This is a genomic window from Pseudomonas sp. UM16, assembly GCF_050312595.1.
GTDB lineage: Bacteria > Pseudomonadota > Gammaproteobacteria > Pseudomonadales > Pseudomonadaceae > Aquipseudomonas.
Map to the genome: position 1 here is coordinate 66918 of NZ_JBNPJT010000006.1, position 26098 is coordinate 93015.

The following is a 26098-nucleotide window of genomic DNA, read 5'->3' on the forward strand; positions in this document are numbered from 1 at the left end:
CCGCGGCCATTATGATCAGACTATCGAACCTCACTTTACAGCGTGGTCCCCAGCGCCTGCTAGAAGGCGCTGAGTTGACCCTGCACGCCGGTCACAAGGCCGGCCTCATCGGTGCCAATGGCGCCGGTAAATCCAGCCTGTTTGCCTTGTTGCGCGGTGAGCTGACGCCTGACTCGGGCGACTGTCTGCTACCGGCCGACTGGCGTATCGCGCACATGCGCCAGGAGGTCGACACGCTCGATCGGCTGGCTGTCGATTATGTACTTGATGGTGATGTCCGCCTGCGCAAGGTTCAGGCGGATCTTGCTGCAGCCGAAGCGGCCCATGACGGTACTGCACTGGCACGTCTGCATATCGAACTCGACAGCGCTGACGGTTACACTGCCGATGCCCGGGCACGCAAGCTGCTAGCCGGTCTGGGCTTCACCAACGAGCAGATGGACCGCCGTGTTGGTGACTTCTCTGGTGGCTGGCGGATGCGACTGAACCTGGCTCAGGCGCTGATGTGCCCGTCCGACCTGCTGTTGCTCGACGAACCAACCAACCACTTGGACCTGGATGCGATCCTCTGGCTGGAAGACTGGCTCAAGGGTTACCCGGGCACGCTGTTGCTGATTTCCCACGACCGCGATTTCCTCGACGCGGTGGTCGATCATGTGGCCCATGTCGAGCAGTGCAAGTTGACCCTCTACCGCGGTGGCTACACCGCGTTCGAACGCACGCGTGCCGAGCGTCTGGCGCAGCAGCAACAGGCCTATGAGAAGCAGCAGGCCCAACGTGCGCACATGGAAAAGTACATCGCCCGGTTCAAGGCCCAGGCCACCAAGGCGCGTCAAGCCCAGAGCCGGATCAAGGCCCTGGAGCGCATGGAAGAGTTGTCGGCGGCGCATGTCGACTCGCCGTTCGACTTTACTTTCCGCGAGTCGGAGAAAATCTCCAGCCCGTTGCTTGACCTGTCTGAAGGCCGCCTTGGCTATGGTGACAAGACCATTCTGGAGAAGGTCAAGCTGCAGCTGACTCCGGGTGCGCGGATCGGTTTGCTTGGCCCTAACGGCGCAGGTAAATCGACCCTGATCAAGAACCTCGCCGGTGAGCTGGAGCCGCTCGGCGGGCGCCTGGTACGCGGTGAAAACCTCTCCGTTGGTTACTTCGCCCAACACCAGCTCGACTCGCTGGATAACAAAGCCAGCCCCTTGCTGCACCTACAGCGCCTGGCGCCCACCGAGCGTGAGCAAACACTGCGCGACTTTCTTGGTGGCTTTGACTTCCGTGGCGGGCGTATCGATGAGCCGGTGCTGAATTTTTCCGGTGGCGAAAAGGCTCGCTTGGCGCTGGCGCTGATCGCCTGGGAACGACCGAACCTGCTGCTGCTCGACGAACCGACCAACCACCTGGACCTGGAAATGCGCCTGGCGTTGACCATGGCCTTGCAGGAGTTCAGTGGTGCGGTACTGGTGGTGTCACACGACCGTCACCTGCTCAAGAGCACCACCGATGACTTCTTGCTGGTGGCTGACGGCAAGGTCGAGACCTTTGATGGTGATCTCGACGATTACACCCGTTGGCTGGTTGAGTACCGTCAGCGCAATGCGCCGGTGAGTACTGCGCCGGTCAATGCCGACAAGACCGACAAGAAAGCTCAACGTCAGGCGGCGGCCGCGTTGCGTCAGCAACTGGCCCCACACAAACGCGAAGCCGACAAGCTTGAGCGTGAGCTGGGCAGCCTGCATGAGCAACTGGCGAAGGTTGACGCCAGCCTGGGCGACAGCGCGGTCTATGAGGCAGCACGCAAGGATGAACTGCGCGACCTGCTGGCCCAGCAGGCCAAGCTCAAGGTCCGTGAAGCCGAACTGGAAGAAGCCTGGATAGCCGCCCTCGAGCAGTTGGAGACCATGCAGGCGGAGCTGGAGGCGTTGTCTTGATGGCGTCATTGCAGTTGCCGGTGCCGCCGGAATGGATTGCACCATTCTGGCTGGGCCTGCAGATACTTCTGATTCTCTGCGCCGCCTTTGTCCTCCAGCGTCTGGTTGGGCGCTGTCTGAAACGTCTAGGTGAACGCTACCCGTTACCGCCGGAGCTGATGATGCCGGTGCGCGGCGGCCTGCGCTGGCTGATCATGGGCAGTGCCCTGGTGTTCGTCCTCGAGCGCCTAGGGGTGTCTGCTACGGTGCTGTGGACGGCCTTGTCCGGCTTCGTTGCGGTGGCGGCGGTCGCCTTCTTCGCCATGTGGAGCGTGTTGTCGAACTTGCTCTGTGCGGTGCTGATCTTCACCGTTGGGCCGTTTCGTATCGGCGATGTGGTCGAGCTGGTGGAAACCATCGACAAGCCTGGCGTGAAGGGCAGGGTGGTGGCCATCAACTTGCTGTTCACCACCTTGATCGAGTTACCGGAAACCGGTGGCGCGCTGGTCCAGGTGCCCAATAGCCAGTTCTTCCAGAAATCGGTGCGACGCTGGCGCGGTACTGAAGTGGTGCCGCTGGTGGGCGAAGACAAAAGCGCAGGGAATTGATCGGCGGCACTAAAAAAACGTGGTTATTTTTTCATCAGCGCACTAGCTTAGAACTTTGTGACAAGCCAGGGTCGAGGTGCGCGATGTCGTTAGAAACGTGGTTGGCATTTTTTGCCGCTTGCTGGGTGATCAGTCTGTCACCGGGCGCCGGGGCCATTGCCTCGATGTCTTGTGGCCTGCAGTATGGCTTCTGGCGCGGCTACTGGAACGCTCTGGGCCTGCAACTGGGTCTGGTGCTGCAGATCGCGATCATTGCCGCAGGCGTTGGCGCGGTGCTGGCAGCTTCCGCTACTGCATTTCAGATCATCAAGTGGTTCGGCGTTGCCTACCTGGTCTACCTGGCCGTCAAACAGTGGCGCGCGCTGCCAGCTAACCTCAGCGACGAGTCTGCCGTACGGCCCATCGGCAAGCCGCTGAGCCTGGTGTTCCGCGGTTTTCTGGTCAACGTCAGCAACCCCAAGGCGCTGGTCTTCATGCTCGCGGTCCTGCCGCAGTTCATTAACCCGCATGAGCCACTGCTGCCGCAGTACCTGATCATTACTGCAACCATGATTACCGTCGACTTGCTGGTCATGGCTGGCTATACCGGACTCGCTGCCCGTGTGCTGCGTTTGTTGCGCACGCCCAAGCAGCAGCGGCGAATGAACCGGACTTTTGCCGGGTTGTTTCTCGGCGCTGCGACCCTGCTGGCAACGATTCGCCGCACGCCGGTGTGAATGTTGGGGGCAGGCTCCGCCAACCCCAACAAAATCAACTTCAGGCAGCGCATTGAAGAAGGCGACCTTCCTTCAGGTCGCCTTTGCTGTTTTGGCGGCGCCGAAGATGAATTTGTCACTAAATTTTACTGAGATTGCCTGCTAAACCTTGAGCGATGGCCAATGGAAGTGAACAATGCAATACCTCGCATTGTTATTTGAGATTGGCTCATGATTCCCCGTTCCCGCTTGCTCGCCTGGCTACTCTGGCCGCTGCTGGCCCTGAGCAGTACTGCGCTGTTGGCCGACCCTGGCGAAGACGCCGCGAAAGCTTTGCACCTGCTCGACTACATCGGCGCTGATTACCCGGCGACGGTCGAGGCGGGCAAGGTGGTGGATGACGGTGAGTACCGCGAGCAGTTGGAATTCACCGATGTTCTGCAAGGCCTGATCAGTGGCTTGCCAGCGCACGCTGAGCGCCAAGTGTTGGAGCAGGGGGTGCTGAACCTGCGTCAGGCAATCAATCAGCGCCAGGACGGGGCCAGCGTCGCTCGTCAGGCCCGCCAGCTGGGTGCGCAGCTGGCAGTGGCTTATGAAGTCAGCCAGGCGCCCATTATCACCCCGGATCCTGCTCGCGGTGCGCCGCTGTATGCCCAGCATTGCTCAGTCTGTCATGGCGACAGCGGTGCCGGTGACGGTCCGGCGGGTGTCGGTCTCGAGCCGCCGCCGGCCAATCTGCGTAGCAGCGAACGCCTTGCTCGCCTGAGCCTGTTCGACCTCTACAACACCTTGGGCCAAGGTATCGAGGGCACGGACATGCCATCCTTTGCCGACCAGCTCGACGAGCGTCAGCGCTGGGACCTGGCCACTTATATCGCCAGCTTCAGCGCTGATCCGGCCCAGGCGAAAGGCGATACCCGCTACAACCTCGCAGACCTGGCGCGTCAGACGCCGTTGGACGTTGAAGCGGCGCAAGGGCCGGAGGCCGCAGCGCTGTTCCGCGCCCAGCGTGCCCAGCCTCCGCAGGTCCAGCGGGGGCCGGCACAGTTGCTCGATTACACCGCAACAACGCTGGATAAGAGCCTGGCAGCCTACCAGGCGGGCGATCCTGAGCAGGCCTATGACTTGTCGGTTGCAGCCTACCTGGAAGGCTTCGAGTTAGTTGAAAGTTCGCTGGATAACGTCGATGCCAACGTGCGCAAAGACACGGAAAAATCGTTGATGGCCTACCGGCAGTCGTTGCAGGACGGCTTGCCGCTTGAGCAGGTGAGTCAGCGTCTGGACGCCGCCAAGGCCAAGCTCAAGGAGGCCGCAGGGTTGCTCGGTGGCGATAGCCTGAGCTGGTCATTGAGCTACATCTCCGGCTTGTTGATTCTGCTGCGTGAAGGTCTGGAAGCGATCCTGGTGCTGGCGGCAATTCTCGCGTTTCTGCGCAACACTGGGCAGCAGTCAGCAGTGCGCAGTGTCAACATCGGCTGGGCTCTGGCACTGGTGGCAGGTTTTGCCACCTGGGCCCTGGCGGCCTATGTCATCGACGTCGGAGGCGCACAACGCGAACTGCTTGAAGGCTGCACGGCGTTGTTCGCCAGCGTCATGGTGCTGTGGCTGGGCGTGTGGATGCACGATCGGCGGCACGCGGCGGCCTGGCAGAACTACATCAAGAGCAGCCTGGTCAGCGGTGGCGGGCGCTTCGGCTTTGCCTTGCTGGCGTTCTTCTCGGTTTATCGCGAGCTGTTCGAGGTGATTCTGTTCTATGAAACCCTGTGGCTGCAGGCCGGCCCTGCAGGACATCAAGCGGTGCTTGCCGGTGGTGCCACAGCGCTGGTGTTGCTGGTGGGGTTGGCGTGGGTGATCTTGCGCGGTTCGGCGAAGCTGCCGCTGGCGTTGTTCTTCAGCATCAACGCCGCCTTGCTGTGCGCCTTGTCGGTGGTGTTTGCCGGCCACGGCGTCAAAGCCTTGCAGGAAGCCGGGGTGTTCGGTACGCGGCCAGTGCCGTTCTTCGAGTTCGACTGGTTGGGTATTCACGCCGATGCCTACTCGTTGGCTGCGCAGGCAGTAGCGCTGGCGGCGATCTGCGTGTTGTACGGGCGTAGTTACCTGGCGCAAAGGCGTCGAGTGTCAGCTGGCTGATCGTTGTGGGCGCCGGTCTGCGTTCGGTGCAAAGCAGCCCTGAAGCGCAGATACTGTTCGCCTGTTTGGTTTTTTGTGGATAGTTAACCCATGCGTATCTGGATCGATGCCGATGCCTGCCCCAAGGCGGCCAAGGATCAGGTGGTCAAATTTGCCCTCAAGCGTCAGCTGGAAGTGGTGCTGGTGGCTGGGCAGAGCCAGATCAAGCCAGCATTCGCCTGCGTGAAGCTGATCGTCGTGCCGAGTGGTCCGGATGCTGCCGACGACTACCTGGTCGAGCATGCCGTGCCGGGTGAGTTGGTGATTTGCAGTGATGTGCCGTTGGCCGACAGGCTGGTCAAGAACGGCGTTGCCTGCCTTGATCCACGTGGGCGCGAGTTTGATGAGCGCAACATGGGCGAGCGTCTGGCTGTGCGCAACTTGTTCACCGACCTGCGCGAGCAGGGGCAGGTCGGTGGTGGACAAGCACCCTATGGCGATCGCGAGAAGCAGGCTTTTGCCAACTCCCTGGACCGCATACTGACGCGGCTGGCGCGTCAGTTTCCATGTTGATGGGGGTTATTTGTCGCTTTCGTGAGTCAGTTCCAGCACGCGGTCGACCAGCTTGTAGATGCCGCCCGCCGCTTCGCTGATTGACTTGGCCAACATATAGGCTGGTGTGCTGACCAGTTTGCGCTGGGTATCTTCGACGATGTCATGGACATCGCACTCTTCATGGGTGGCACCCATCTTGACGATGGCTGCACTGGTGTCGGCGTCGTTGCCGATGGTGCAAACCACGCCAGGGCCATAAATCTTTGCCGCCAGGGCTGGCGAGATGCAGATCAGGCCAACCGGCTTGCCGGCTTCGGCGAAAGCTTCGGCCAAGGCCAGTACATCTGGGTTAACCGTGCAGCCTGTGCCTTCAACGGCGAAGTTGGAGAGGTTTTTGGCCGCGCCAAAGCCACCCGGTACGATCAACGCATCGAAATCCTTGGCGTGCGCTTCGCGCAGGTCCTTGATATCACCACGGGCGATGCGTGCCGACTCCACCAGGACATTGCGCGATTCGGGCATCTCTTCACCCGTCAGGTGGTTGAGCACATGCATCTGCGCAATGTTCGGCGCAAAGCACTGCACCTTGGCGCCGCGCTGGTCGAGGCGCAGCAGGGTAATTACGCTTTCGTGGATTTCGGCGCCGTCATAGACGCCACAGCCGGAAAGAATTACTGCTACTTTTTTTTGGGTCATGCTCACTACTCCCGAGTCGAGGCGTTAAATGTCCTCTAAATTGGCAGATGTCGCCATAGGGTTTGCGCTGAACCAGGCCTAATCTTGTGCAATAGCCTGGAGATGGATAACCCATGGATCTGATCCTGTTGGCGGTACCGTTTTTCATTGTCCTGATTGTGGTCGAATTGATTGCCGACCGCTTGCGGGGCATGCGTACTTACCGTCTGGCCGATACGGTCAACAGCCTCAGTACCGGGGTGCTGTCGACTACCACGGGTCTGCTGACCAAGGGTGTTGGCCTGGTTACTTATGGCGTGGTCTGGGAGCATCTGGCGCTGTTCAAGTTGCCCGGTGACACGCTGTGGGTCTGGGTTCTGGCCTTTGTTTTGTACGATTTCTGCTACTACTGGCTGCACCGCTTCGGCCACGAGCGCAATATTCTCTGGGCGGCGCATTCGGTGCATCACCAGAGTGAGGAATACAACCTGTCGACGGCCTTGCGCCAGACCAGCAGCGGTTTCCTCCTGTCGTGGATCTTCTACTTGCCGTTGGCGCTGCTGGGTGTGCCGCCGCTGGTATTCATCACGGTGGCAGCGTTGAACCTGCTCTATCAGTTCTGGGTACACACCCGGCACATCCCCAAGCTGGGTTGGTTCGAATGGCTGTTCATTACACCGTCCAATCATCGCGTACACCATGCACAGAATCCCTTGTACTTGGATCGCAACTACGGTGGAGTGTTCATTGTTTGGGATCGCCTGTTCGGCACTTTTCAGCAAGAGGACGACAACGAACCGGTGATTTTCGGCGTGACTACGCCATTGGCCAGCTGGAATCCGTTATGGGCCAATCTGCAGTTCTACGCCCAGCTCTGGCACGATGCCCGCCATGCTGAACGTTGGAGGGACAAGCTGCGGATCTGGTTCATGCCCACCGGCTGGCGGCCAGTGGATGTTGCTCGGCGCTTCCCACAGGCCAAGCAGGACCTGAGCCGCTTTCGCAAGTTCGAGGTGCCGCTGGGCTGGCCACAGCAAGTCTATGTAGTGCTGCAGTTTGCGCTGTACGTGGCGCTTGGCAGCTACCTGATGGAGCACGCTGAACAGTTGTCGGGTGCAGCGTTGCTGCTTGGTTGGGGGGTGATGGCGTTCAGCTTGTTTGTGTTTGGCACAGTGCTGGAGAATCGCCCCTGGGCCTTCAAGCTTGAGCTGGTGCGGCTGGGGTTGAATGTCCCGGCCATGGTCCTGGCCGGGATGAGCGGTTTATGGCCGGTCACTGCCTTGGTTTGGATCGCGTTGGTTGGCTACAGCCTGCTCAGCTTGCTCGGCCTGTATGGCTGCCGCTTCCTCGCGGGCGATACGCGCGGCCTTGATGCGACGCCGCAACCACAGGCAACCACCGAAGGCCAGCAGGCCACCGAGCACCCATAGCTCGTACTTCTTCACGTTGCCGAGCATGCCTTCGAGAATGGCGCCAAAGTGATAAGCGGCGGTGCCCAAGGCCAGGGCCCAGACCGCCGCCCCGATGCCGTTGAGCAACAAGTAACGACGCGGCGGGTAGCCGGACAAGCCAATGGCGACTGGCATGACTGTGCGCAGGCCATAGACGAAGCGAAAGCTCAGCACCCAGATATCCGGATGGCGGCGAATGTGCTCCAGCGCGCGGTCGCCCATCATCTGCCAGCGTGGTTTGCGGGCCAGCAACTTGCGCCCGTGCTTACGCCCCATGAAGTACCACAACTGGTCGCCGGCATAGCTGCCGAAGAAGGCCACCAGGACCACCAGATTGATATCCATGTATCCGCGGAACGCAAGGAAGCCGGCGAGAACCAGAATGGTCTCACCTTCGAAAAACGTGCCGAGAAAAAGGGCAAAGTAGCCGAAATCCTGAAGGAATTGTTGGAGCATTTTCTGGGTGCTGGCGAAATGAACGCGCAGCCTAACCCTTCGTGGCCTTGGGGGAAAGTATCCAAATGTGTCTCGACGTTAACATTTCCTACAAGGACAATGGCTGCGTCCTCAAGTCGCAGGGTTGTCCCTGGCTGTCATTCAGGCGTCATAATGGCCGCTTATAACTGTCGCGCTCGCCCGCCTGCGCGGGCTCAGGAGTCTGCCGTGAGCTTTACCCCCGCTAACCGTTTGTTTCCTGCCACCCGTCTGCGTCGCAACCGTCGTGACGATTTTTCCCGTCGTCTGGTGCGTGAAAACGTCCTGACCGTCGATGACCTGATTCTGCCGGTATTTGTCCTGGATGGCGAAAACCGCCGTGAAGAAGTCGCCTCGATGCCAGGCGTCGAGCGTCTGAGCATCGACCTGCTGCTGGAAGCTGCGCAAGCGTGGGTGAGCCTGGGCATTCCGGCCCTGGCTTTGTTCCCGGTGACGCCAACCGAGAAAAAATCCCTCGACGGCGCCGAAGCCTGGAACCCGGACGGCATTGCTCAGCGCGCCACCCGCGCCCTGCGTGAACGTTTCCCGGAGCTGGGTGTGATCACCGACGTTGCCCTCGACCCGTTCACCACCCACGGCCAGGACGGTATCCTCGACGAGGAAGGCTACGTACAGAACGACATCACCGTCGATGCCCTGGTGCGTCAGGCCCTGTCTCACGCCGAAGCCGGCGCTCAAGTGGTAGCCCCTTCGGACATGATGGACGGCCGTATCCAGGCCATTCGTGAAGCGCTGGAGCTGGCGGGTCACGTCAACGTGCGTATCATGGCTTATTCAGCCAAGTACGCCAGTGCTTACTACGGTCCCTTCCGCGACGCGGTCGGCTCGGCGCTGAACCTGGGTAAGGCCAACAAAGCCTCGTACCAGATGGACCCAGCTAATAGCCAAGAAGCCCTGCATGAGGTGGCTGCCGACCTGGCTGAAGGCGCTGACATGGTCATGGTCAAGCCAGGTATGCCGTATCTGGATATCCTTTATCGGGTCAAGGATGAATTCAAGGTCCCGACCTTTGTCTATCAAGTCAGTGGTGAATATGCCATGCACATGGCCGCGATCCAGAACGGCTGGCTGAGTGAGGGAGTGATTTTGGAATCCCTTACCGCCTTCAAACGGGCAGGAGCTGATGGCATCCTGACCTATTTCGCTGTTCGCGCTGCTCAATTGATGAGAGGGCAGTAACGCCCTTCAGGAACGCCAGATGAATAACGAAGTACACAGTGATGTCGATATGAAGCAAGTCCAGCCCGTGCCGGAGCAAATGCTCGAAACGCCGCCGGAGCCTGCTGCGGTGCCTGAGCCTGTGGCCGAGGTCGAGGCGCCTGCGCCTGCTCCGGCGCCGGCTGCACCGGTCATCGCTGTCCCAGGCCTGGATGACAGCAGCCTGTACATTCACCGCGAGTTGTCGCAGCTGCAGTTCAATATCCGCGTACTGGAACAGGCGCTGGACGAGAGCTACCCCTTGCTGGAGCGGTTGAAGTTCCTGCTGATCTTTTCCAGCAACCTGGATGAGTTCTTCGAAATTCGTGTGGCGGGCCTGAAGAAGCAGATCACCTTTGCCCGTGAGCAGGCTGGCGCTGACGGCCTGCAGCCGCACCAGGCATTGGCGCGGATCAGTGAAGTGGTGCACAGCGAAGTTGATCGTCAGTATGCGATCCTCAACGATGTACTGTTGCCAGAGCTGGAAAAACATCAGATCCGCTTCATCCGTCGCCGCCACTGGAATACCAAGCTAAAGACCTGGGTACGGCGCTTCTTCCGCGACGAGATCGCCCCGATCATCACCCCGATCGGTCTCGATCCAACGCACCCGTTCCCGTTGCTGGTGAACAAGAGCCTGAACTTCATCGTCGAGCTGGAAGGCGTGGATGCTTTCGGCCGTGATTCGGGTCTGGCGATCATTCCGGCGCCACGTCTGTTGCCACGGGTGATCAAGGTGCCGGAAGACGTCGGCGGCCCGGGCGATAACTATGTGTTCCTGTCGTCGATGATTCACGCTCACGCCGATGACCTGTTCCAGGGCATGAAGGTCAAGGGTTGCTACCAGTTCCGTTTGACCCGTAACGCCGACCTGGCGCTGGACTCCGAAGATGTCGAAGACCTCGCCCGGGCCCTGCGAGGGGAGCTGTTCTCGCGCCGCTATGGCGATGCCGTGCGCCTGGAAGTGGCTGACACTTGCCCCAAACACCTCTCGGACTACCTGCTAAAGCAGTTCAGCCTGAGCGAAAGCGAGCTGTACCAGGTCAATGGCCCGGTCAACTTGACCCGGCTGTTCAGCATCACCGGTCTGGATAGCCACCCCGAGTTGCAATACACACCGTTCACGCCAGCGATTCCCAAGTTGCTGCAGAACGCCGAGAACATCTTCAGCGTAGTTGGCAAGCAGGACATCCTGCTCATGCACCCTTTCGAGTCGTTCACCCCGGTGGTCGATCTGCTGCGCCAGGCCGCCAAGGACCCGCACGTCCTGGCTGTGCGCCAGACCTTGTACCGCAGTGGTGCCAACTCGGAGATCGTCGACGCGCTGGTCGATGCCGCCCGTAACGGCAAAGAGGTCACTGCGGTGATCGAGTTGCGTGCGCGCTTTGACGAAGAATCCAACTTGCAACTGGCCAGCCGTCTGCAGGCTGCAGGTGCGGTGGTGATCTACGGTGTGGTCGGCTTCAAGACCCACGCCAAGATGATGCTGATCCTGCGTCGCGAAGCTGGCGAAATCGTGCGCTATGCGCACCTGGGTACCGGTAACTACCACGCCGGCAACGCTCGCCTGTACACCGACTACAGTCTGCTGACCTCCGACGATGCCTTGTGCGAAGACGTCGGCAAGCTGTTCAGTCAGCTGATCGGCATGGGCAAGACCTTGCGTATGAAGAAGCTGTTGCACGCGCCGTTTACCCTGAAGAAGGGCATGCTCGACATGATCGCGCGGGAAACCCAGTTTGCCCTTGAGGGCAAGCCTGCGCACATCATCGCCAAATTCAACTCGCTGACCGATCCGAAAATCATCCGCGCCTTGTACAAGGCCAGCCAGTCCGGGGTGCGTATCGACCTGGTGGTGCGCGGCATGTGCTGCCTGCGTCCGGGCATTGCCGGGGTGTCGCACAATATTCAGGTGCGCTCGATCATCGGGCGCTTCCTCGAGCACACGCGGGTGTTCTACTTCCTCAATGGCGGCGAAGAGCAGATGTTCCTTTCCAGTGCCGACTGGATGGAGCGCAACCTCGACAAGCGTGTCGAGACCTGCTTCCCGGTTGAAGGCAAGAAGTTGATCCTGCGAGTGAAAAAGGAGCTGGAGGGGTACCTGACCGACAACACCCACGCCTGGATCCTGCAGCCGGACGGCCGCTACGTACGCAGCACGCCGACCGGCAACCAGAACCCGCGCAGTGCCCAGGCTGCTCTGCTCGAGCGCCTGAGCAACCCGGTGCTCAGCGTACGCTGAGGACGAAGCCGACCCGGGTCAGCCACTCAGCCTCCAGGCCGAAGTCGGCCTGGGTCAGCTGATTCTGCTCCAGCCAGCCCGCCGGAAACTCGACATCGAGGCTGTCGCCAGCGGCGTGTAGGGTAACCGTTGGCATTTGCTGGGTGCCGCGAATGTGATGGAACAAGATCGCAAAGCGCAGCAGCACGCACAGGCGAATCAGCTTGGTGCCTTCTTCGCCGAACTCGGCAAACTTGTCTTTGGGAATATTGCGGCGGTGACCACGCACCAATAGCGCGAGCATCTGTTGGTCTTCGCGGGAGAAGCCCGACAAGTCCGAGTGCTCGATCAGATAGGCACCGTGCTTGTGGTAGTGGTAGTGGGCGATATCCAGGCCCACTTCATGCACCTTGGCCGCCCAGCCGAGTAGCTCACGCCAGATCCCGTCTTCCAGATCCCAGGCCTTGGCCACCTGATCAAAGGCGTGCAGGGCTTTGCGCTCGACCCGGGCAGCTTGACCTTGGTCGACGTGATAACGCTCCATCAGCGAGCTCAGGGTGCGCTCACGCACGTCCTCATGGTGATGACGTCCCAGCAAGTCGAACAGCACGCCTTCACGCAGGGCGCCGTCGCAGTGGTCCATGCGCTGCAATTCCAGCGCATCGAAAATCGCTTCCATGATCGCCAGGCCGGCCGGGAAGATCGCCCGGCGGTCCGGTTTGACCCCGTCGAAGTCGATCTTGTCGGTGTCGCCCAGTTTGAACAACTTGCGCTTGAGCCAGGCCAAGCCCTCGGCATTGACCTCGCCACTGCCCATGCCGCCGGACTTGAGGGCCAGGCCAATGGCACGGATGGTCCCGGAAGAGCCGATGGCTTCGTCCCAGCTCAGACGGTGCAGGGCGTTTTCAATGCTCATCAGCTCCAGGCGCGCAGCGGTGTAGGCCTGGGCGTAACGTGCCGGGGTGATCTTGCCGTCACGGAAGTAGCGTTGGGTGTAGCTGACGCAGCCCATCTGCAGGCTCTCGCGCAGCAGCGGCTCGAAGCGCTGTCCGATGATGAACTCGGTGCTGCCGCCGCCGATATCCGCCACCAGGCGTTTGCCGGGGTTGTCGGCCAGGGTGTGGGAGACGCCGAGGTAAATCAGGCGGGCTTCCTCACGACCGGAAATGACTTCCACCGGATGGCCGAGAATTTCTTCGGCGCGGCGGATGAATTCGCCGCGGTTACGTGCCTCACGCAGGGCGTTGGTGCCAACGATGCGCACCGCGCCGTCGGGCATGCCGCTGATCAGCTGGGCGAAGCGCTTGAGGCAGTCCAGGCCGCGCTGCATCGACTCTTCGTTGAGTTGGCGCTCTTCGTTGATGCCGGCGGCTAGCTGCACCTTTTCCCCAAGCCGCTCAAGAATGCGGATCTCGGTATGGTGGGCCTTGGCCACAACCATATGGAAGCTGTTGGAGCCCAGGTCGATGGCAGCAATCAAGGACAGATTCTTGGCTGTGGTTTGCGGCATGATCATGGCTTCTCGGTCGATAACCCGGCAATCCTGCCACGATCCAAGGCTGACGCCAACGCGCAGCTTAGCAAGGCTTGATATAGGGCAGGTTGATTGAGGAAATATGACTTTCCTGTGACAGCGGTGATATGCGCGGTCATGCACAACTATAGTTACACTCAATCGTCGGCGGCTTCCTGTAACTCGCCGGTGCGGCTATGATGGGCCACGTTTTTTTTGCTTACGACCTTGGAGACTTCCATGAGCAGCGATCTTATCAAACACGTCACTGACGCCACCTTCGAAGCCGAAGTCCTGAAGGCTGAAGGCCCGGTGCTGGTTGACTACTGGGCTGAATGGTGCGGCCCTTGCAAAATGATCGCTCCGGTGCTGGACGACATCGCTACCACCTACCAGGGCAAGCTGACCGTCGCCAAGCTGAACATCGACGATAACCAGGAGACTCCGGCCAAGCACGGCGTGCGTGGTATCCCGACGCTGATGCTGTTCAAGAACGGCAACGTCGAGGCCACCAAGGTCGGCGCACTGTCCAAGTCTCAGCTGGCAGCCTTCCTGGACGCCAATATCTGAGTGAAAAAAGCCCCGCATTCGCCGGGGCTTTTCTTTATCGGGTGACTAGACGCCAGAAAAAGCAGGTGTTACATTCGGCCTCGCACTGATTTTTCGGTGCCCTCTGCACGCCGTCGCCGACGCATCCCTAATTCGAATCAGTACGCGATCCTGTCGCCTTCTTTGCGGCGCGGCTTCATTAAGCCAGAAGCTTAATTCTCCCTTCTTACATGATTACGTCACTCCCCTTATGAACCTGACTGAACTCAAGCAAAAGCCGATTACCGATCTGCTCGAAATGGCCGAACAGATGGGCATAGAAAATATGGCCCGTTCGCGCAAGCAAGATGTGATTTTCTCCCTGTTGAAAAAGCATGCGAAAAGCGGCGAGGAAATCTCCGGTGACGGTGTGCTGGAGATTCTCCAGGACGGCTTCGGCTTCCTGCGCTCGGCTGATGCCTCCTACCTGGCCGGCCCTGACGACATCTATGTCTCGCCTAGCCAGATCCGTCGCTTCAACCTGCGTACCGGCGATACCATCGTCGGTAAGATCCGCCCGCCAAAAGAAGGCGAGCGATACTTCGCCCTGCTGAAAGTCGACACCATCAACTTCGACCGGCCGGAAAACGCGAAGAACAAAATTCTGTTCGAAAACCTGACGCCGCTGTTCCCTAATGTGCGCCTGAAGATGGAAGCCGGTAACGGCTCCACCGAAGACCTCACCGGCCGGGTTATCGATCTGTGTGCCCCGATCGGCAAGGGCCAGCGTGGCCTCATCGTCGCTCCGCCAAAAGCGGGCAAGACCATCATGCTGCAGAACATCGCGGCCAACATCACCCGTAACAACCCCGAGTGCCACCTGATCGTCCTGCTGATCGACGAGCGCCCGGAAGAAGTGACCGAAATGCAGCGCACCGTGCGCGGCGAAGTGGTTGCTTCGACCTTCGACGAGCCACCAACCCGCCACGTGCAGGTTGCTGAAATGGTTATCGAGAAGGCCAAGCGCCTGGTTGAACACAAGAAAGACGTGGTGATCCTGCTCGACTCGATCACCCGTCTGGCCCGTGCCTACAACACCGTGATCCCGAGCTCCGGCAAGGTCCTCACTGGTGGTGTCGATGCTCACGCCCTGGAGAAGCCAAAGCGTTTCTTCGGTGCTGCGCGTAACATCGAAGAAGGCGGCTCGCTGACCATTATCGCCACCGCGCTGGTAGAAACCGGCTCGAAGATGGACGAAGTGATCTACGAAGAGTTCAAGGGTACCGGTAACATGGAGCTGCCGCTGGACCGCAAGATCGCCGAGAAGCGTGTGTTCCCGGCCATCAACATCAACCGTTCGGGTACCCGTCGCGAAGAGCTGTTGACCGCCGACGACGAGCTGCAGCGCATGTGGATCCTGCGTAAGCTGCTGCACCCGATGGATGAAGTCGCGGCCATTGAGTTCCTGATCGACAAGCTCAAGCAGACCAAGACCAACGACGAGTTCTTCTTGTCGATGAAGCGCAAGTAAGCGGTTGCGCTGTGCAAAAGCCGGGGCAACCCGGCTTTTTGCTATCTGTACTTTGGCTATTCTGGCTGGCCGGGTTAGGCGCTACACTTTGCTCCCCCCGACCGGCTCGGCGAATACGAGGCTTTTGCATGCAGTATCGCGATTTGCGCGACTTTATCCGTGGCCTGGAACAGCGCGGCGAACTCAAGCGCATCCAGGTTCCGATCTCTCCAGTTCTGGAAATGACTGAAGTCTGCGACCGCACTCTGCGCGCCAAAGGCCCAGCGCTCCTGTTCGAAAAGCCAACCGGCTTCGACATTCCAGTGCTCGGTAACCTATTTGGGACCCCGGAGCGGGTGGCCATGGGCATGGGCGCCGAGTCGGTCAGCGAACTGCGTGAGATCGGCAAACTGCTGGCGTTCCTCAAGGAGCCTGAGCCGCCCAAGGGCCTCAAGGATGCCTGGTCGAAGCTGCCGATCTTCAAGAAGGTCGTGTCGATGGCGCCGAAAGTGGTCAAGGATGCGGCCTGCCACGAAGTGATCATCGAAGGTGACGACGTCGATCTGGGCATGCTGCCGGTGCAGCACTGCTGGCCGGGCGACGTTGCGCCGCTGATTACCTGGGGCCTGACGGTGACACGCGGGCCGAACAAGGAGCGCCAGAACCTGGGGATCTATCGCCAGCAGGTGATCGGCCGCAATAAGGTCATCATGCGCTGGCTCAGCCACCGTGGCGGCGCCCTGGACTATCGTGAATGGTGCGAGAAACACCCGGGGCAGCCATTCCCGGTCTCGGTGGCCTTGGGTGCGGATCCGGCGACCATTCTCGGCGCCGTCACCCCAGTGCCGGACACGCTGTCCGAGTATGCTTTCGCTGGCCTGTTGCGCGGCAATCGAACCGAGCTGGTCAAATGCCGCGGCAATGATCTGCAGGTGCCAGCCACTGCTGAAATCATCCTCGAAGGGGTGATTCATCCCGGCGAGATGGCCCCAGAAGGCCCGTATGGCGACCATACCGGCTACTACAATGAAGTGGACAGCTTCCCGGTGTTTACCGTAGAACGCATCACTCACCGACAAAAGCCGATCTACCACAGTACCTACACCGGCCGACCACCTGATGAGCCGGCGATTCTAGGTGTGGCGCTCAACGAAGTGTTCGTCCCGATCCTGCAAAAGCAGTTCCCGGAGATCACCGACTTTTACCTGCCGCCGGAAGGCTGTTCCTACCGCATGGCGGTGGTGACCATGAAGAAGCAGTACCCGGGGCACGCCAAGCGCGTCATGCTCGGGGTCTGGTCGTTTTTGCGACAGTTCATGTACACCAAGTTCGTTATTGTCACAGACGACGACATCAATGCCCGCGACTGGAATGATGTGATCTGGGCGATTACCACGCGCATGGACCCCAAGCGCGACACGGTGATGATTGAGAACACCCCGATCGACTACCTGGACTTTGCCTCACCCATTTCCGGTCTGGGTTCGAAGATGGGCCTGGATGCGACGAACAAGTGGCCAGGGGAAACCACCCGCGAATGGGGACGGGTCATCGTCAAGGATGAAGCTGTCACCCGGCGGATCGATGAGCTGTGGAATCAGTTGGGAATAGACTAAATGCAGGTAACCTTGCAGCCGTCCGGGGCGGTGTTGGTGCTCAACCCCGGGGAACGGATTCTCGATGGGGCGCGGCGCTTGGGCTACGACTGTCCACAGAGCTGCCGCAATGGCAATTGCCATGTCTGCGCTGCGTTGCTGGTTGAAGGACGGGTGCGTCAGGAAGGACAGGAGCGTAATCACGGCGAACTGTTCACCTGCATCGCCGAGCCGCTGGAGGACTGTGTATTGTTGTGGGATGGCGTGCTCGCCTTGGGCGAGTTGCCGGTACGGACACTGGCCTGTCAGCTGAGCGAGTGCGTTGAGGTCGGTGGCGACGTCTGGCGCGTACGCCTGCGTGCGCCAGCCGGTAAACCGCCGCGCTACCATGCGGGGCAATACCTGATGGTCGAGCGCGAAAGTGGCGACAAGGCAGCTTTTTCCCTGGCTTCGGCTCCCCATAGCGGGCGCGACCTTGAGCTGCACGTGTTGGCTCGCGAGAACAGTGCAGTGGAGTTGATCGCGCAGTTGCAGCGCAACGGTATGGCGCGGCTGGAGATGCCCTTCGGCGATACGCATCTGTCCGAGTTGCCCGACGGTCCGCTGGTGCTGATTGCCGCAGGCACCGGCATGGCGCAAATGCACAGCCTGCTCGAACATTGCCGGGCCCAGGGCTTCAAGCATCCGGTCCACCTGTATTGGGGCGTGCGCCTTCCCGAAGACTTCTACCAGATCGAGCATTGGGCCGAGTGGGAGCAATTGCCGAACCTGTACCTGCACAAGGTGGTCAGCGACCTGTGTGGTTGGGAAGGGCGTTGCGGGATGCTGCATGAGGCGGTCTGCGAGGACTTGAACGATCTGGCGGGTGTGCACGTTTATGCCAGTGGTTCGCCGAATATGATTTATGCCACCCTCGATGCACTGGTTGACGCGGGAATGGACGCACACCAGATGCGCGCCGATGTATTTGCTTATGCGCCGCGCGGTTGAATGACGGAATAAGGCACGCTGCAATAGCGTGCCCGCTTTAATAATCCAGGTTGTGCTTGCGCGGCATAAGTCGATTATTATTGCCTGCAACGTAAATAACTTTCGCTACACTTGAAACAACACCCGGTTGTTGGTGCAAAGCCCCAGCCTAGGGGTCTCCGGTGTGTGCTGAGGCTTATATTCAATAGGCGAACTGCCGTACGGTAAGTACGCGGGTAGCGTATTCGTTTACAGTGACTCACTTCAGTAGTTCACGAGGAATCCTGGCGGCAGCTATGTCGGCAATTGAATCTGCATCTTTGAATGTGGCCTATCCTCCGTTGCTCGACTTCGGACAACAACTGTCTCGCGAGCAACTTCAACTTTCGGTTCACCACACCCTGTCCCTTCACCAGGGTGGCCCGGTCTGGCTGTTTGCCTACGGCTCGCTGATCTGGCGGCCGGAGTGCAATGCCGAAGAGCGTCGGCGGGCCCGGGTGCATGGTTACCACCGCGGCCTGTACCTGTGGTCCCACGAACATCGGGGTACCCCAGAGTGTCCGGGGCTGGTCTTTGGTCTGGACCGTGGCGGCTCTTGCAGCGGCTTTGCCTATCGCTTGCCGCAGGAGTGCCTGGAAGACTCGCTGTTGGCCCTGTGGCAACGTGAGATGCCTTACCCGGCTTATCGGCCCCACTGGCTTACCTGTCGCCTTGATGATGGCAGCAAGGTCCAGGCCTTGGGATTTGTGCTGGAACGGCACTTGCCGTGCTATGCGGGTAACCTGTCGGATGATCTGCTCAGTAAGATCTTCGCCAATGCCAAAGGACGCTATGGCAGCACCCGTGATTATGTCGAGCAAACCCTCAATGCTTTGCGTACTCATGCCATGCCTGATCGCAACCTTGAGGCTCGCTTGCGACGCTGCCATTTTCCTGACTAGGAATGTTCTCACGGCAGTAATGAGAATTGTTACCCTGTGCGGAACGGCTCTGGCGCGCTACTATCGCGTCCCAAGACTCATTGGACAGGCAAGGATCAAGGATGAAGTGGTTTGCAGCGCTGTTGGTGATGGTGGCAGGTATTGCCCATGCCGATATCAAACTGGAGTTTGTCGAGAAAACCATTCCGATCTATCCGGCTGAGTTGAGTAAGGCGGCCATCACCGGTTCGGTCAAAGTCAGCTTTCAGGCCCAGGCCGATGGCACCGTCACTGATGTGAAGATTGTGAACAGCAGTGATCCGGCATTTGCCAATGCCGCGCTTAAGGCGGTCAAACAATGGCGTTTCCAGCCGTGGACCGTATCAAAGGAGAACCCCGCAACGCTCGAAGTGCGTACGGATTTGCATTTTCGTCTCAATGACAAAAAAGAGTGGTGGGCACTCTACGACCGCGCCAGGCTGGTTGTGATGAGCTGCAAGCAGTTCAACGAAGAAGTGGCGCAATACCGCAAAAATGATCCGGGCAGGTCGCTCGAGCATATGGACACTACACTGTTGTCCGTTCGCATGATGTCGAATTTTTCTGGCGACGAGGCCATCAGCTACAAGGAGTCGCGTGCGACTACCGAGTCTTTTGAGAAGGCGCTGCCGCGTATCATCAAACAGTGCAAAACTTACCCGGGTGTCGACTTCGTCGATGTTTGGCCAGCGTATTTACGTGAACGTCTGGTCCAGCAGCGCTGAGACGCTACAGGACCAGAAGGCATCTTAGCGGGTGGTGATCACCAGTTTGCCCACGGCCTTGCGCTGACCGAGCATATCAATGGCCGCACCCGCTTCAGCCAGCGCAAAGGTCTGTGATACCAGCGGCTTGAGCTTGCCTTCAGCGAACCAGGCAAACAGCTGCTGAAAGTTCGCCGCGTTGTCAGCCGGCTGGCGCTGGGCAAAGGCGCCCCAGAACACACCGAGCACAGCAGCACCTTTGAGTAGCGCAAGGTTTACGGGTAGCTCCGGGATGCGTCCGCTGGCAAAACCCACCACCAGCAGGCGGCCGTTCCAGGCGATACCACGCACCGCTTGGTCGAACAGGTCGCCGCCAACCGGGTCGTAAATTACGTCGGCACCGGTGCCGCCAGTCAAACGCTTGATCTCGTCCTTGAGGCTATGTTCGCTGTAGTTGATCAATTCATCGGCGCCAGCTGCCTCGGCCACCGCGAGTTTTTCGGCGCTGCTGGCAGCGGCAATCACCCGTGCGCCCATGGCCTTGCCGATTTCCACCGCCGCCAACCCGACACCGCCCGACGCACCCAGCACCAGCAGGGTTTCGCCGGCCTTGAGCTGGCCGCGTTGCAGCAAGGCGTGCATCGAGGTGCCGTAAGTCATGCCAAAGGCGGCTGCAAGGGTGAAGTCCATGTGCTCAGGAATCGGCAGCACGTTGTAGGCCGGCACCGCCACCTGTTCGGCGAAACTCCCCCAGCCGGTCAAGGCCATGACCCGATCACCGACTTTGAGATGGGTAACCTTCTCACCCACCGCGCTGACGATGCCGGCGGCTTCGCCACCAGGAGAGAAGGGCAGTGGTGGCTGGAACTGATATTTGCCCTCGATGATCAGCGTATCGGGAAAGTTGACCCCGGCCGCATGTACATCCAGGAGAATCTCGTTCTTCTTTGCTACGGGGCTGGCGACCTCTTCGAGGACCAGGCCCTGAGCCGGGCCCAGGGTTTTGCACAACACTGCTTTCATCGGGACTATTCCTTTGCGCGTAGTGGCCGATAAGTGTAGGTGGGTCAGGTGCCGGGTCAACGAGCATGGCCCGTCCTGATAGGCCGGCATAAGCCCGGGCTTGGGTTTGACCGGTGCGCTGGGTATGCTGGCGCCAATTGTTTGAGGAGCGAATTCGTGAAAGCGTGGATCTTGATGGTACTGGCGCTGATGCTGCCGATGGCGGCCATGGCCGAAGAAGCCAAGGAAGGGGAACCGAAGGTCTCCTACATTTCCCTGACCCCGCCATTCGTGGGTAACTATGCTCTGGATAGCGGCCCGAAGTTGCGTGTGTACAAGGCCGACGTAGCTCTGCGGGTCAACAGCGATGCGGCGGCGACGGCGGTAAAGCACCACGAACCGCTGATCCGCAATCAACTGGTGGCGCTGTTTACCCAGCAGAACCTGGAGAGCATGAGTAACGTCGAGGCCAAGGAAAAGCTGCGTCAGGAAGCCCTGAAGCAGGTCCAACAGGTGTTGGAGAACGAAGAAGGCAAGCCGCTGGTTGATGACCTGTTGTTCAACAACCTGATTGTGCAGTAATCAGGATGTCAGGCTGCTGCGAAAGCGTCGCAAGGCAATAGTAAAGAACGCCAGGCCAATGGTGGCCAGCGCCAGAAGATCCGGCCAGACTACCGTCAGGCCGGCGTCGCGGAACAGGATCGCAGCGCTGAGGCTGACAAAGTGTGTCGAAGGCGATAGCTGCATGACCCACTGCAGCCATTGCGGCATGCTGTCTAGCGGTGTACTGCCGCCGGACAGCAAGAGCATGGGGATGATCACCGGAATCGCCAGCAGGCCGAATTGCGGAGTCGAGCGCGCCAATGTGGCGAGAAAGATCCCCAGCGCAGTACTGGCAAACAGGTAAAGCGCAGTAACCGCCAGGAACAGGCTCAGCGAGCCTGCCAGTGGCACGCCCAGGGCACCTTTGACCACCACCTCCAGCGATATCCAAGTGCACAGCACCACCACCAGGGCATTGCTGCCGATTTTTGCCAGCATGATCTCCAGCGCTGTCAGTGGCAGCACCAGCAGGTGATCGAGAGTGCCATGTTCACGCTCGCGCAGCAGCGCGGTGCCGGTGAGGACAATGGCCAGGATGGTAATATTGTTGACGATCTGGATCACCGCCAGAAACCAGCCGCCTTCCAGGTTCGGGTTGAACAGTGCCCGTGGACTGATCAGCGCCGGGCTGCTAGCTGCGGCAGAGCCCTGGTTGGCATAGTCGAGCAACTCGCGTTCGAAGATTCGTCCAATGTAGCCGGCGCCCATGAACGCCTGACTCATGGCCGTGGCATCGACATTGACCTGCAGCTGCGGCGAACGTCCGGCCAGCAAGTCGCTTTGAAAGTTCACCGGCACATTGATCACGAACGTATACAGGCCACTGTCCATGGCCTGGTCCAGTTGATCGTAGGTGAGTGGCACGGCAGGCTGGAACTCGGGTGGCTGCAGGGCTTCGGCCAGCTTGCGTGAAACCATGCTGTGGTCTTCGTCGATGACCGCCACACTGGCGTTGTGTACGCCGATGATTGATCCGGCCGCCGGCATGTAGATCGCCACACTGAAGGCATACAGCAGAAACAGCAGCAATACGCTGTCGTGACGCAGGCTGGTCAGTTCTTTCAGGCCCAGGCGCAGGGTGTGTGCCAAGCGATGCATCAGACCTCCTGCTTTTTCAGCATGGCCAGGCTCAGGCCTGTGAAACCGAGGAAAAATCCCAGCAGCGCCAGGCATTGCGGCCATAGCTCACGCAGGCTCAGCGCCTTGGTGAAGGTGCCGACGGCGATATCAAGAAAGTAGCCCGCCGGGAACAGTTGCCCCATCAGCGCAGCCGAGCCATCGAGTGAAGAGCGCGGCACGATCAGCCCCGAGAACTGGATGGTCGGCAGGCTGGTGATAATCATGGTGCCGAGGATCGCGGCAATCTGGGTCCGGGTGAAGGCGGAGATCAGCAGGCCCAGGCTGGTGGTTGCGAGCAGGTACAGGAGACCGCCACAAGCCAAGGCCAGGGCGCTACCCTTGAAGGGTACGCCGAATAGCCAGCGGTTCATCGCCACCAGCAGTGCCAGGTTGACCAGGCTGATGGCCAGGTATGGCGCCTGTTTCCCGAGCAGGAACTCCAGACGGGTCAGCGGTGTAGCATAAAAGTTGGTGATCGAACCCAGCTCTTTCTCACGGACGATGCCCAGGGCGGTGAGCATGGCGGGAATGAAAGCGAGGATCAGCGCCATGACTCCCGGGCCGATGGCGTTGACGCTGACCACATCCTGGTTGTAGCGAAAGCGAGTTTCCAGGCGTACCGGTGTTTGTCCGGGAAGGGCCTGGCTGCTCAGCGCCGCAAACTGCTCAAGGTTGGCCTGGTGTACGGCTTCGACGTAGTTGCGGCTGGTCTCGGCGCGAAACGGCATGCCACCGTCGAGCCAGGCGGCCACCACTGGCTGGCGTCCAGCGTGCAGGTCGCGAGCGAACCCGGGCGGGATCTCCAGGGCCAATTTGATTTCTGAACGCTGCAGGCGCTTATGCAACTGTGTCGAGTCGCGAATGGGTGGTTGTTCGGCGAAATAGCGTGAGCCGCGAAAGGCTTCAAGGTAAGCCCTGCTTTGTGGGCTCTGGTCCTGGTCGTAGACGGCGAACGCGAGGTTTTCCACATCCAGCGAAATGCCGTAGCCGAAGATCACCATCATGAACACCGCGCCGAGCAAGGCAAAGGCCAGGCGAACTTTGTCGCGCAGCAACTCTTTGCCTTCGCGGGTAGCCACGGCGAACAGGCGCCGGATGCTGAAACCCTGAGACATCGCCAGTGGCGCGGTCGAGGCAGGCGCATCCAGTTGCGTTGTAGTGACAGGCGTTTCGCTCGTGCCTTGGGCTTGCTCAAGGCAGGTGACGAACGCGTCTTCCAGGGTGGCACCGGCAAACTGCTGCTGGAGCGCAGCGGGTGTGTCGCAAGCCAGCACCTTACCCGCATGCATCAAGGAGATGCGGTCGCAACGCAGCGCCTCGTTCATGAAGTGGGTAGAGAGGAAGATCGTCACCCCTTGATCCCGCGACAGTTCGATCAGCAAGCGCCAAAAGTCATCGCGGGCAGCCGGGTCGACCCCTGACGTAGGTTCGTCGAGGATTAGTACTTCGGGTCGGTGCAGTACGGCCACTGCCAATGACAGGCGTTGGCGCAGGCCCAGCGGCAGGGCGCCGGATTGCTGGTCGGCGATCGCGCCGAGGTCAAAGCGTTCGATCAGTTCGGCGATGCGCGGTGTGCTGTCAGCCTTGGGCAAGTCGAACAGCCGGGCATGTAGCTCCAGATTCTGGCGCACGCTCAGCTCGCCATACAACGAAAAACTCTGCGACATGAAGCCGACCCGCTTGCGCGTGGCCAGGTCTTTGGCGTCCACCGGCCGACCCAGCAGGGTGGCGCTGCCTTCGCTGGCCGGCATCAAGCCGGTGAGTACTTTCATTGTGGTGGTTTTGCCGCAGCCGTTGGAGCCTAGAAAGCCGAAAATCTCACCACGACCGATGGCAAAGCTGACCTTGTTCACCGCGGTGAAATCTCCGAAGCGCAGGGTCAGTTCATGGGCTTCGATGGCAATCGTCGTGTCGCCGGCAGGGCGCGGAGGAATTTTCAGGGGCTGCGTGTCGTGTGCACTGTCGCCTTGATAGTGTGTGAAGGCGTCGTCCAGTTTGCCGCTGGTGGTAACGCTGGCCAGCTCTTGGCTGAGCCCGCAGGCGATCAACTTGCCACGGTCGAGCATCAGGCAGTGCTCAAACTGCTCGGCCTCTTCCATGTACGCTGTGGCCACCAACAGGGTCAGCTGCGGTCGCTCTTGGCGGACTTGCTCGACGAGTTCCCAGAAACGTCGGCGAGACAGCGGGTCTACCCCCGTGGTCGGCTCGTCGAGGATCAACAAGTCCGGTTCGTGGATCAGGGCGCAGCACAACCCGAGTTTTTGCTTCATGCCGCCGGACAACTTGCCGGCAGGGCGCTCGGCAAAGCGTGCGAGGTCGGTGGCCAGCAGCAGGTTGTGCATGCGCTGCTCACACTCCACCGCGCTGAGGCCGAACAGGGTGGCGAAGAAACGGATGTTTTCGCGGATCGACAACTCGGGGTAGAGGTTATTGCCCAGCCCCTGAGGCATAAAGGCGATTCGCGGGTACAGGCTGTTGCGGTGGCGGCGCTTGCGGATCGAGCCGCCGAGCACTGAGAGCTCACCGTTTTGCAGCTTTTTGACTCCGGCAATCAGACCGAGCAGGCTGGATTTGCCAGCACCATCCGGGCCGATCAGGCCGCAGCGGGTGCCTGCAGGCAGATTGAAGGTGATGTCCTGCAGCGCATCCAGCTTGCCATATCGGTGGCTGATGCCCTCGGCCTGCAGCGCCAGCGCGTTCATTGCAGGTTGGCCGGCCAGTCCACTTCAGCGGTGCGCACATAGCCTGCGCCCGGCATGCCAGGCTTGGCTTGCGGCACGGCGCTGGGCTCGGTCAGGCGCAGTTTGACCCGGAACACCAGCTTTTGCCGTTCGTCACGGGTTTCCACCTGTTTCGGGGTGAACTGGGCCTTGGCGGCAACGAAGGCAATTTTCGCCGACAGAGCCTTTTCCGGCAGGGCGTCGAGTACAACCCGGGCCTGATCGCCGACCGTCAGACGACCGCTGGTCGACGCAGGCAGGTAGAGGTTCATGTACTGGTCATTGGGGTCGATCAGCATCAATACCCGGCCGCCAGCGCCCAGCACTTCACCGGGTTCGGCCAGGCGTAGCTGAATGATGCCGTTGATCGGTGCCCGCAGGCTGCTGTCGTCGATTTCACTGGTGAGTTGGGCGACTTGAGCCTCAGCGGCGCCGATGGCGGCCTTGATGGCTGCCAGCTGAGCGCGTGCGGCGACGACTGCAGAGTTGGCCGTGTCATAACGTGCCTGCTGTTGGTCGAGCAATTGTTGGCTGGCGTATTGGCGCAGGAAAATTTCCCGCACACGCTTGAGCTCCTGGCTGGCCAGCAGCAGCTCGCTTTGGCGCAATTGCACGTTGGCCTGGGCGGCCGAGTAGTTTCCCTGGGCGCGTAGTACTTCCGCCTCAGCCTGGTTGCGCTGGGCTTCGAGGGTGCGGGTGTCGATACGGGCTAAAAGTTGGCCCTGAGTAACCTTGTCGCCTTCATCGACCAACACTTCGGCCAGGCGTCCGGGGATTTTGCTGGCGATCTGCACTTCAGTGGCTTCGAGACGACCGTTGCCCATGCTCAGGCCGTCGGGCAGGCGGTCGTGCAGGGACTTCCAGTAGCCCAGACCGCCCGCAGCCAGAAGCAGGGCGATCAAGGCGCCAGCGAACAGTTTCGGGGTAGTTTGGCTCATCAGTCTGCTTCCTGCTGCATTCACGTCAGAG

General features: G+C 60.1%; 21 protein-coding genes and 1 pseudogene. 15 read left to right on the forward strand and 7 right to left on the reverse strand.

Annotation, left to right across the window (positions count from 1 at the left end; all coding sequences use genetic code 11):
* Nucleotides 1-11: 11 nt before the first annotated feature.
* The 5 genes from ACQRAX_RS08645 to ACQRAX_RS08665 all read left to right on the forward strand — a co-directional run bounded on the left by ACQRAX_RS08645 (nt 12) and on the right by ACQRAX_RS08665 (nt 5886).
* The gene (locus ACQRAX_RS08645) at nt 12-1922 is read left to right on the forward strand and encodes an ATP-binding cassette domain-containing protein (RefSeq protein ID WP_412040078.1); all 1911 of its coding nucleotides are present in this window, start codon (nt 12-14) and stop codon (nt 1920-1922) included.
* Nucleotides 1922-2509: a mechanosensitive ion channel domain-containing protein gene (locus ACQRAX_RS08650; RefSeq protein ID WP_412040077.1), complete on the forward strand. Its 588-nt coding sequence runs from the start codon at nt 1922-1924 to the stop codon at nt 2507-2509. The genes ACQRAX_RS08645 and ACQRAX_RS08650 overlap by 1 nt, the downstream gene beginning before the upstream one ends.
* Before the next feature lie 83 nt (nt 2510-2592).
* A complete protein-coding gene (locus tag ACQRAX_RS08655) occupies nt 2593-3225 on the forward strand; it encodes a LysE family transporter (protein ID WP_412040076.1) in 633 nt (210 codons plus the stop codon).
* A 210-nt stretch (nt 3226-3435) separates the two neighbouring features.
* On the forward strand, nt 3436-5334 hold the full coding sequence (locus ACQRAX_RS08660; protein WP_412040075.1) for an FTR1 family protein: 1899 nt from the start codon (nt 3436-3438) through the stop codon (nt 5332-5334).
* A gap of 90 nt (nt 5335-5424) precedes the next feature.
* The gene (locus tag ACQRAX_RS08665; RefSeq protein WP_412040074.1) at nt 5425-5886 is read left to right on the forward strand and encodes a YaiI/YqxD family protein; all 462 of its coding nucleotides are present in this window, start codon (nt 5425-5427) and stop codon (nt 5884-5886) included.
* A 6-nt stretch (nt 5887-5892) separates the two neighbouring features.
* Here ACQRAX_RS08665 and elbB read toward each other — a convergent pair whose 3' ends face one another.
* Nucleotides 5893-6564, reverse strand: a complete 672-nt coding sequence (elbB, locus tag ACQRAX_RS08670) for an isoprenoid biosynthesis glyoxalase ElbB (protein ID WP_412040073.1) — start codon at nt 6562-6564, stop codon at nt 5893-5895.
* 191 nt (nt 6565-6755) lie between these two features.
* Between elbB and ACQRAX_RS08675 the strand changes: the two are divergent.
* A pseudogene (locus tag ACQRAX_RS08675) lies at nt 6756-7304 on the forward strand (sterol desaturase family protein); the annotation flags it as partial.
* Nucleotides 7305-7805: 501 nt separating this feature from the next.
* Here the strand turns inward: ACQRAX_RS08675 and ACQRAX_RS08680 are convergent.
* Nucleotides 7806-8450 carry a DedA family protein gene (locus ACQRAX_RS08680; protein WP_412040072.1) on the reverse strand — a complete coding sequence of 215 codons (645 nt, stop codon included), beginning with the start codon at nt 8448-8450 and terminating at the stop codon, nt 7806-7808.
* A 207-nt stretch (nt 8451-8657) separates the two neighbouring features.
* Between ACQRAX_RS08680 and hemB the strand changes: the two genes are divergently transcribed.
* Nucleotides 8658-9668, forward strand: a complete 1011-nt coding sequence (hemB, locus tag ACQRAX_RS08685) for a porphobilinogen synthase (RefSeq protein ID WP_412040071.1) — start codon at nt 8658-8660, stop codon at nt 9666-9668.
* A 79-nt stretch (nt 9669-9747) separates the two neighbouring features.
* On the forward strand, nt 9748-11928 hold the full coding sequence (gene ppk1, locus ACQRAX_RS08690; RefSeq protein ID WP_412040139.1) for a polyphosphate kinase 1: 2181 nt from the start codon (nt 9748-9750) through the stop codon (nt 11926-11928).
* Here the strand turns inward: ppk1 and ppx are convergent.
* Nucleotides 11915-13417 (reverse strand): exopolyphosphatase, encoded by a 1503-nt coding sequence (gene ppx / locus ACQRAX_RS08695; protein ID WP_412040070.1) that lies wholly within the window; start codon nt 13415-13417, stop codon nt 11915-11917. The genes ppk1 and ppx overlap by 14 nt on opposite strands.
* Nucleotides 13418-13660: 243 nt before the next feature.
* On the opposite strand from ppx, the gene trxA reads away from it, so the two are divergent.
* From trxA to ACQRAX_RS08725, 6 genes are all read left to right on the forward strand, one after another.
* Nucleotides 13661-13990 carry a thioredoxin TrxA gene (trxA, locus tag ACQRAX_RS08700; protein ID WP_273891336.1) on the forward strand — a complete coding sequence of 110 codons (330 nt, stop codon included), beginning with the start codon at nt 13661-13663 and terminating at the stop codon, nt 13988-13990.
* 229 nt (nt 13991-14219) lie between these two features.
* The gene (rho, locus tag ACQRAX_RS08705; RefSeq protein WP_065758020.1) at nt 14220-15479 is read left to right on the forward strand and encodes a transcription termination factor Rho; all 1260 of its coding nucleotides are present in this window, start codon (nt 14220-14222) and stop codon (nt 15477-15479) included.
* Between the two features lie 128 nt (nt 15480-15607).
* Nucleotides 15608-17074: a 4-hydroxy-3-polyprenylbenzoate decarboxylase gene (gene ubiD, locus ACQRAX_RS08710; RefSeq protein WP_412040069.1), complete on the forward strand. Its 1467-nt coding sequence runs from the start codon at nt 15608-15610 to the stop codon at nt 17072-17074.
* Complete coding sequence (locus tag ACQRAX_RS08715) at nt 17075-18043, forward strand: CDP-6-deoxy-delta-3,4-glucoseen reductase (RefSeq protein WP_412040068.1); 969 nt, start codon at nt 17075-17077, stop codon at nt 18041-18043.
* Nucleotides 18044-18318: 275 nt separating this feature from the next.
* Nucleotides 18319-18963, forward strand: coding sequence for a gamma-glutamylcyclotransferase (locus tag ACQRAX_RS08720; protein WP_412040067.1), 645 nt, complete (start codon nt 18319-18321; stop codon nt 18961-18963).
* Between the two features lie 101 nt (nt 18964-19064).
* Nucleotides 19065-19706: an energy transducer TonB gene (locus ACQRAX_RS08725; protein WP_412040066.1), complete on the forward strand. Its 642-nt coding sequence runs from the start codon at nt 19065-19067 to the stop codon at nt 19704-19706.
* A gap of 24 nt (nt 19707-19730) precedes the next feature.
* On the opposite strand, the gene ACQRAX_RS08730 is transcribed toward ACQRAX_RS08725, so the two are convergent.
* Complete coding sequence (locus ACQRAX_RS08730) at nt 19731-20708, reverse strand: NADPH:quinone oxidoreductase family protein (RefSeq protein ID WP_412040065.1); 978 nt, start codon at nt 20706-20708, stop codon at nt 19731-19733.
* A 156-nt stretch (nt 20709-20864) separates the two neighbouring features.
* On the opposite strand from ACQRAX_RS08730, the gene ACQRAX_RS08735 reads away from it, so the two are divergent.
* A complete protein-coding gene (locus ACQRAX_RS08735) occupies nt 20865-21269 on the forward strand; it encodes a flagellar basal body-associated protein FliL (protein WP_412040064.1) in 405 nt (134 codons plus the stop codon).
* On the opposite strand, the gene ACQRAX_RS08740 is transcribed toward ACQRAX_RS08735, so the two are convergent.
* Genes ACQRAX_RS08740 through ACQRAX_RS08750 form a run of 3 tightly spaced genes read right to left on the reverse strand, consistent with a single transcriptional unit; the run spans nt 21270 to nt 26067 of the window.
* The gene (locus tag ACQRAX_RS08740; RefSeq protein WP_412040063.1) at nt 21270-22388 is read right to left on the reverse strand and encodes an ABC transporter permease; all 1119 of its coding nucleotides are present in this window, start codon (nt 22386-22388) and stop codon (nt 21270-21272) included.
* Nucleotides 22388-25111, reverse strand: coding sequence for a ribosome-associated ATPase/putative transporter RbbA (gene rbbA, locus ACQRAX_RS08745; RefSeq protein WP_412040062.1), 2724 nt, complete (start codon nt 25109-25111; stop codon nt 22388-22390). The genes ACQRAX_RS08740 and rbbA overlap by 1 nt, the downstream gene beginning before the upstream one ends.
* Nucleotides 25108-26067, reverse strand: a complete 960-nt coding sequence (locus ACQRAX_RS08750) for an HlyD family secretion protein (protein WP_412040061.1) — start codon at nt 26065-26067, stop codon at nt 25108-25110. Before ACQRAX_RS08750 ends, rbbA begins: the two co-directional genes overlap by 4 nt.
* Between the last annotated feature and the right edge of the window lie 31 nt (nt 26068-26098).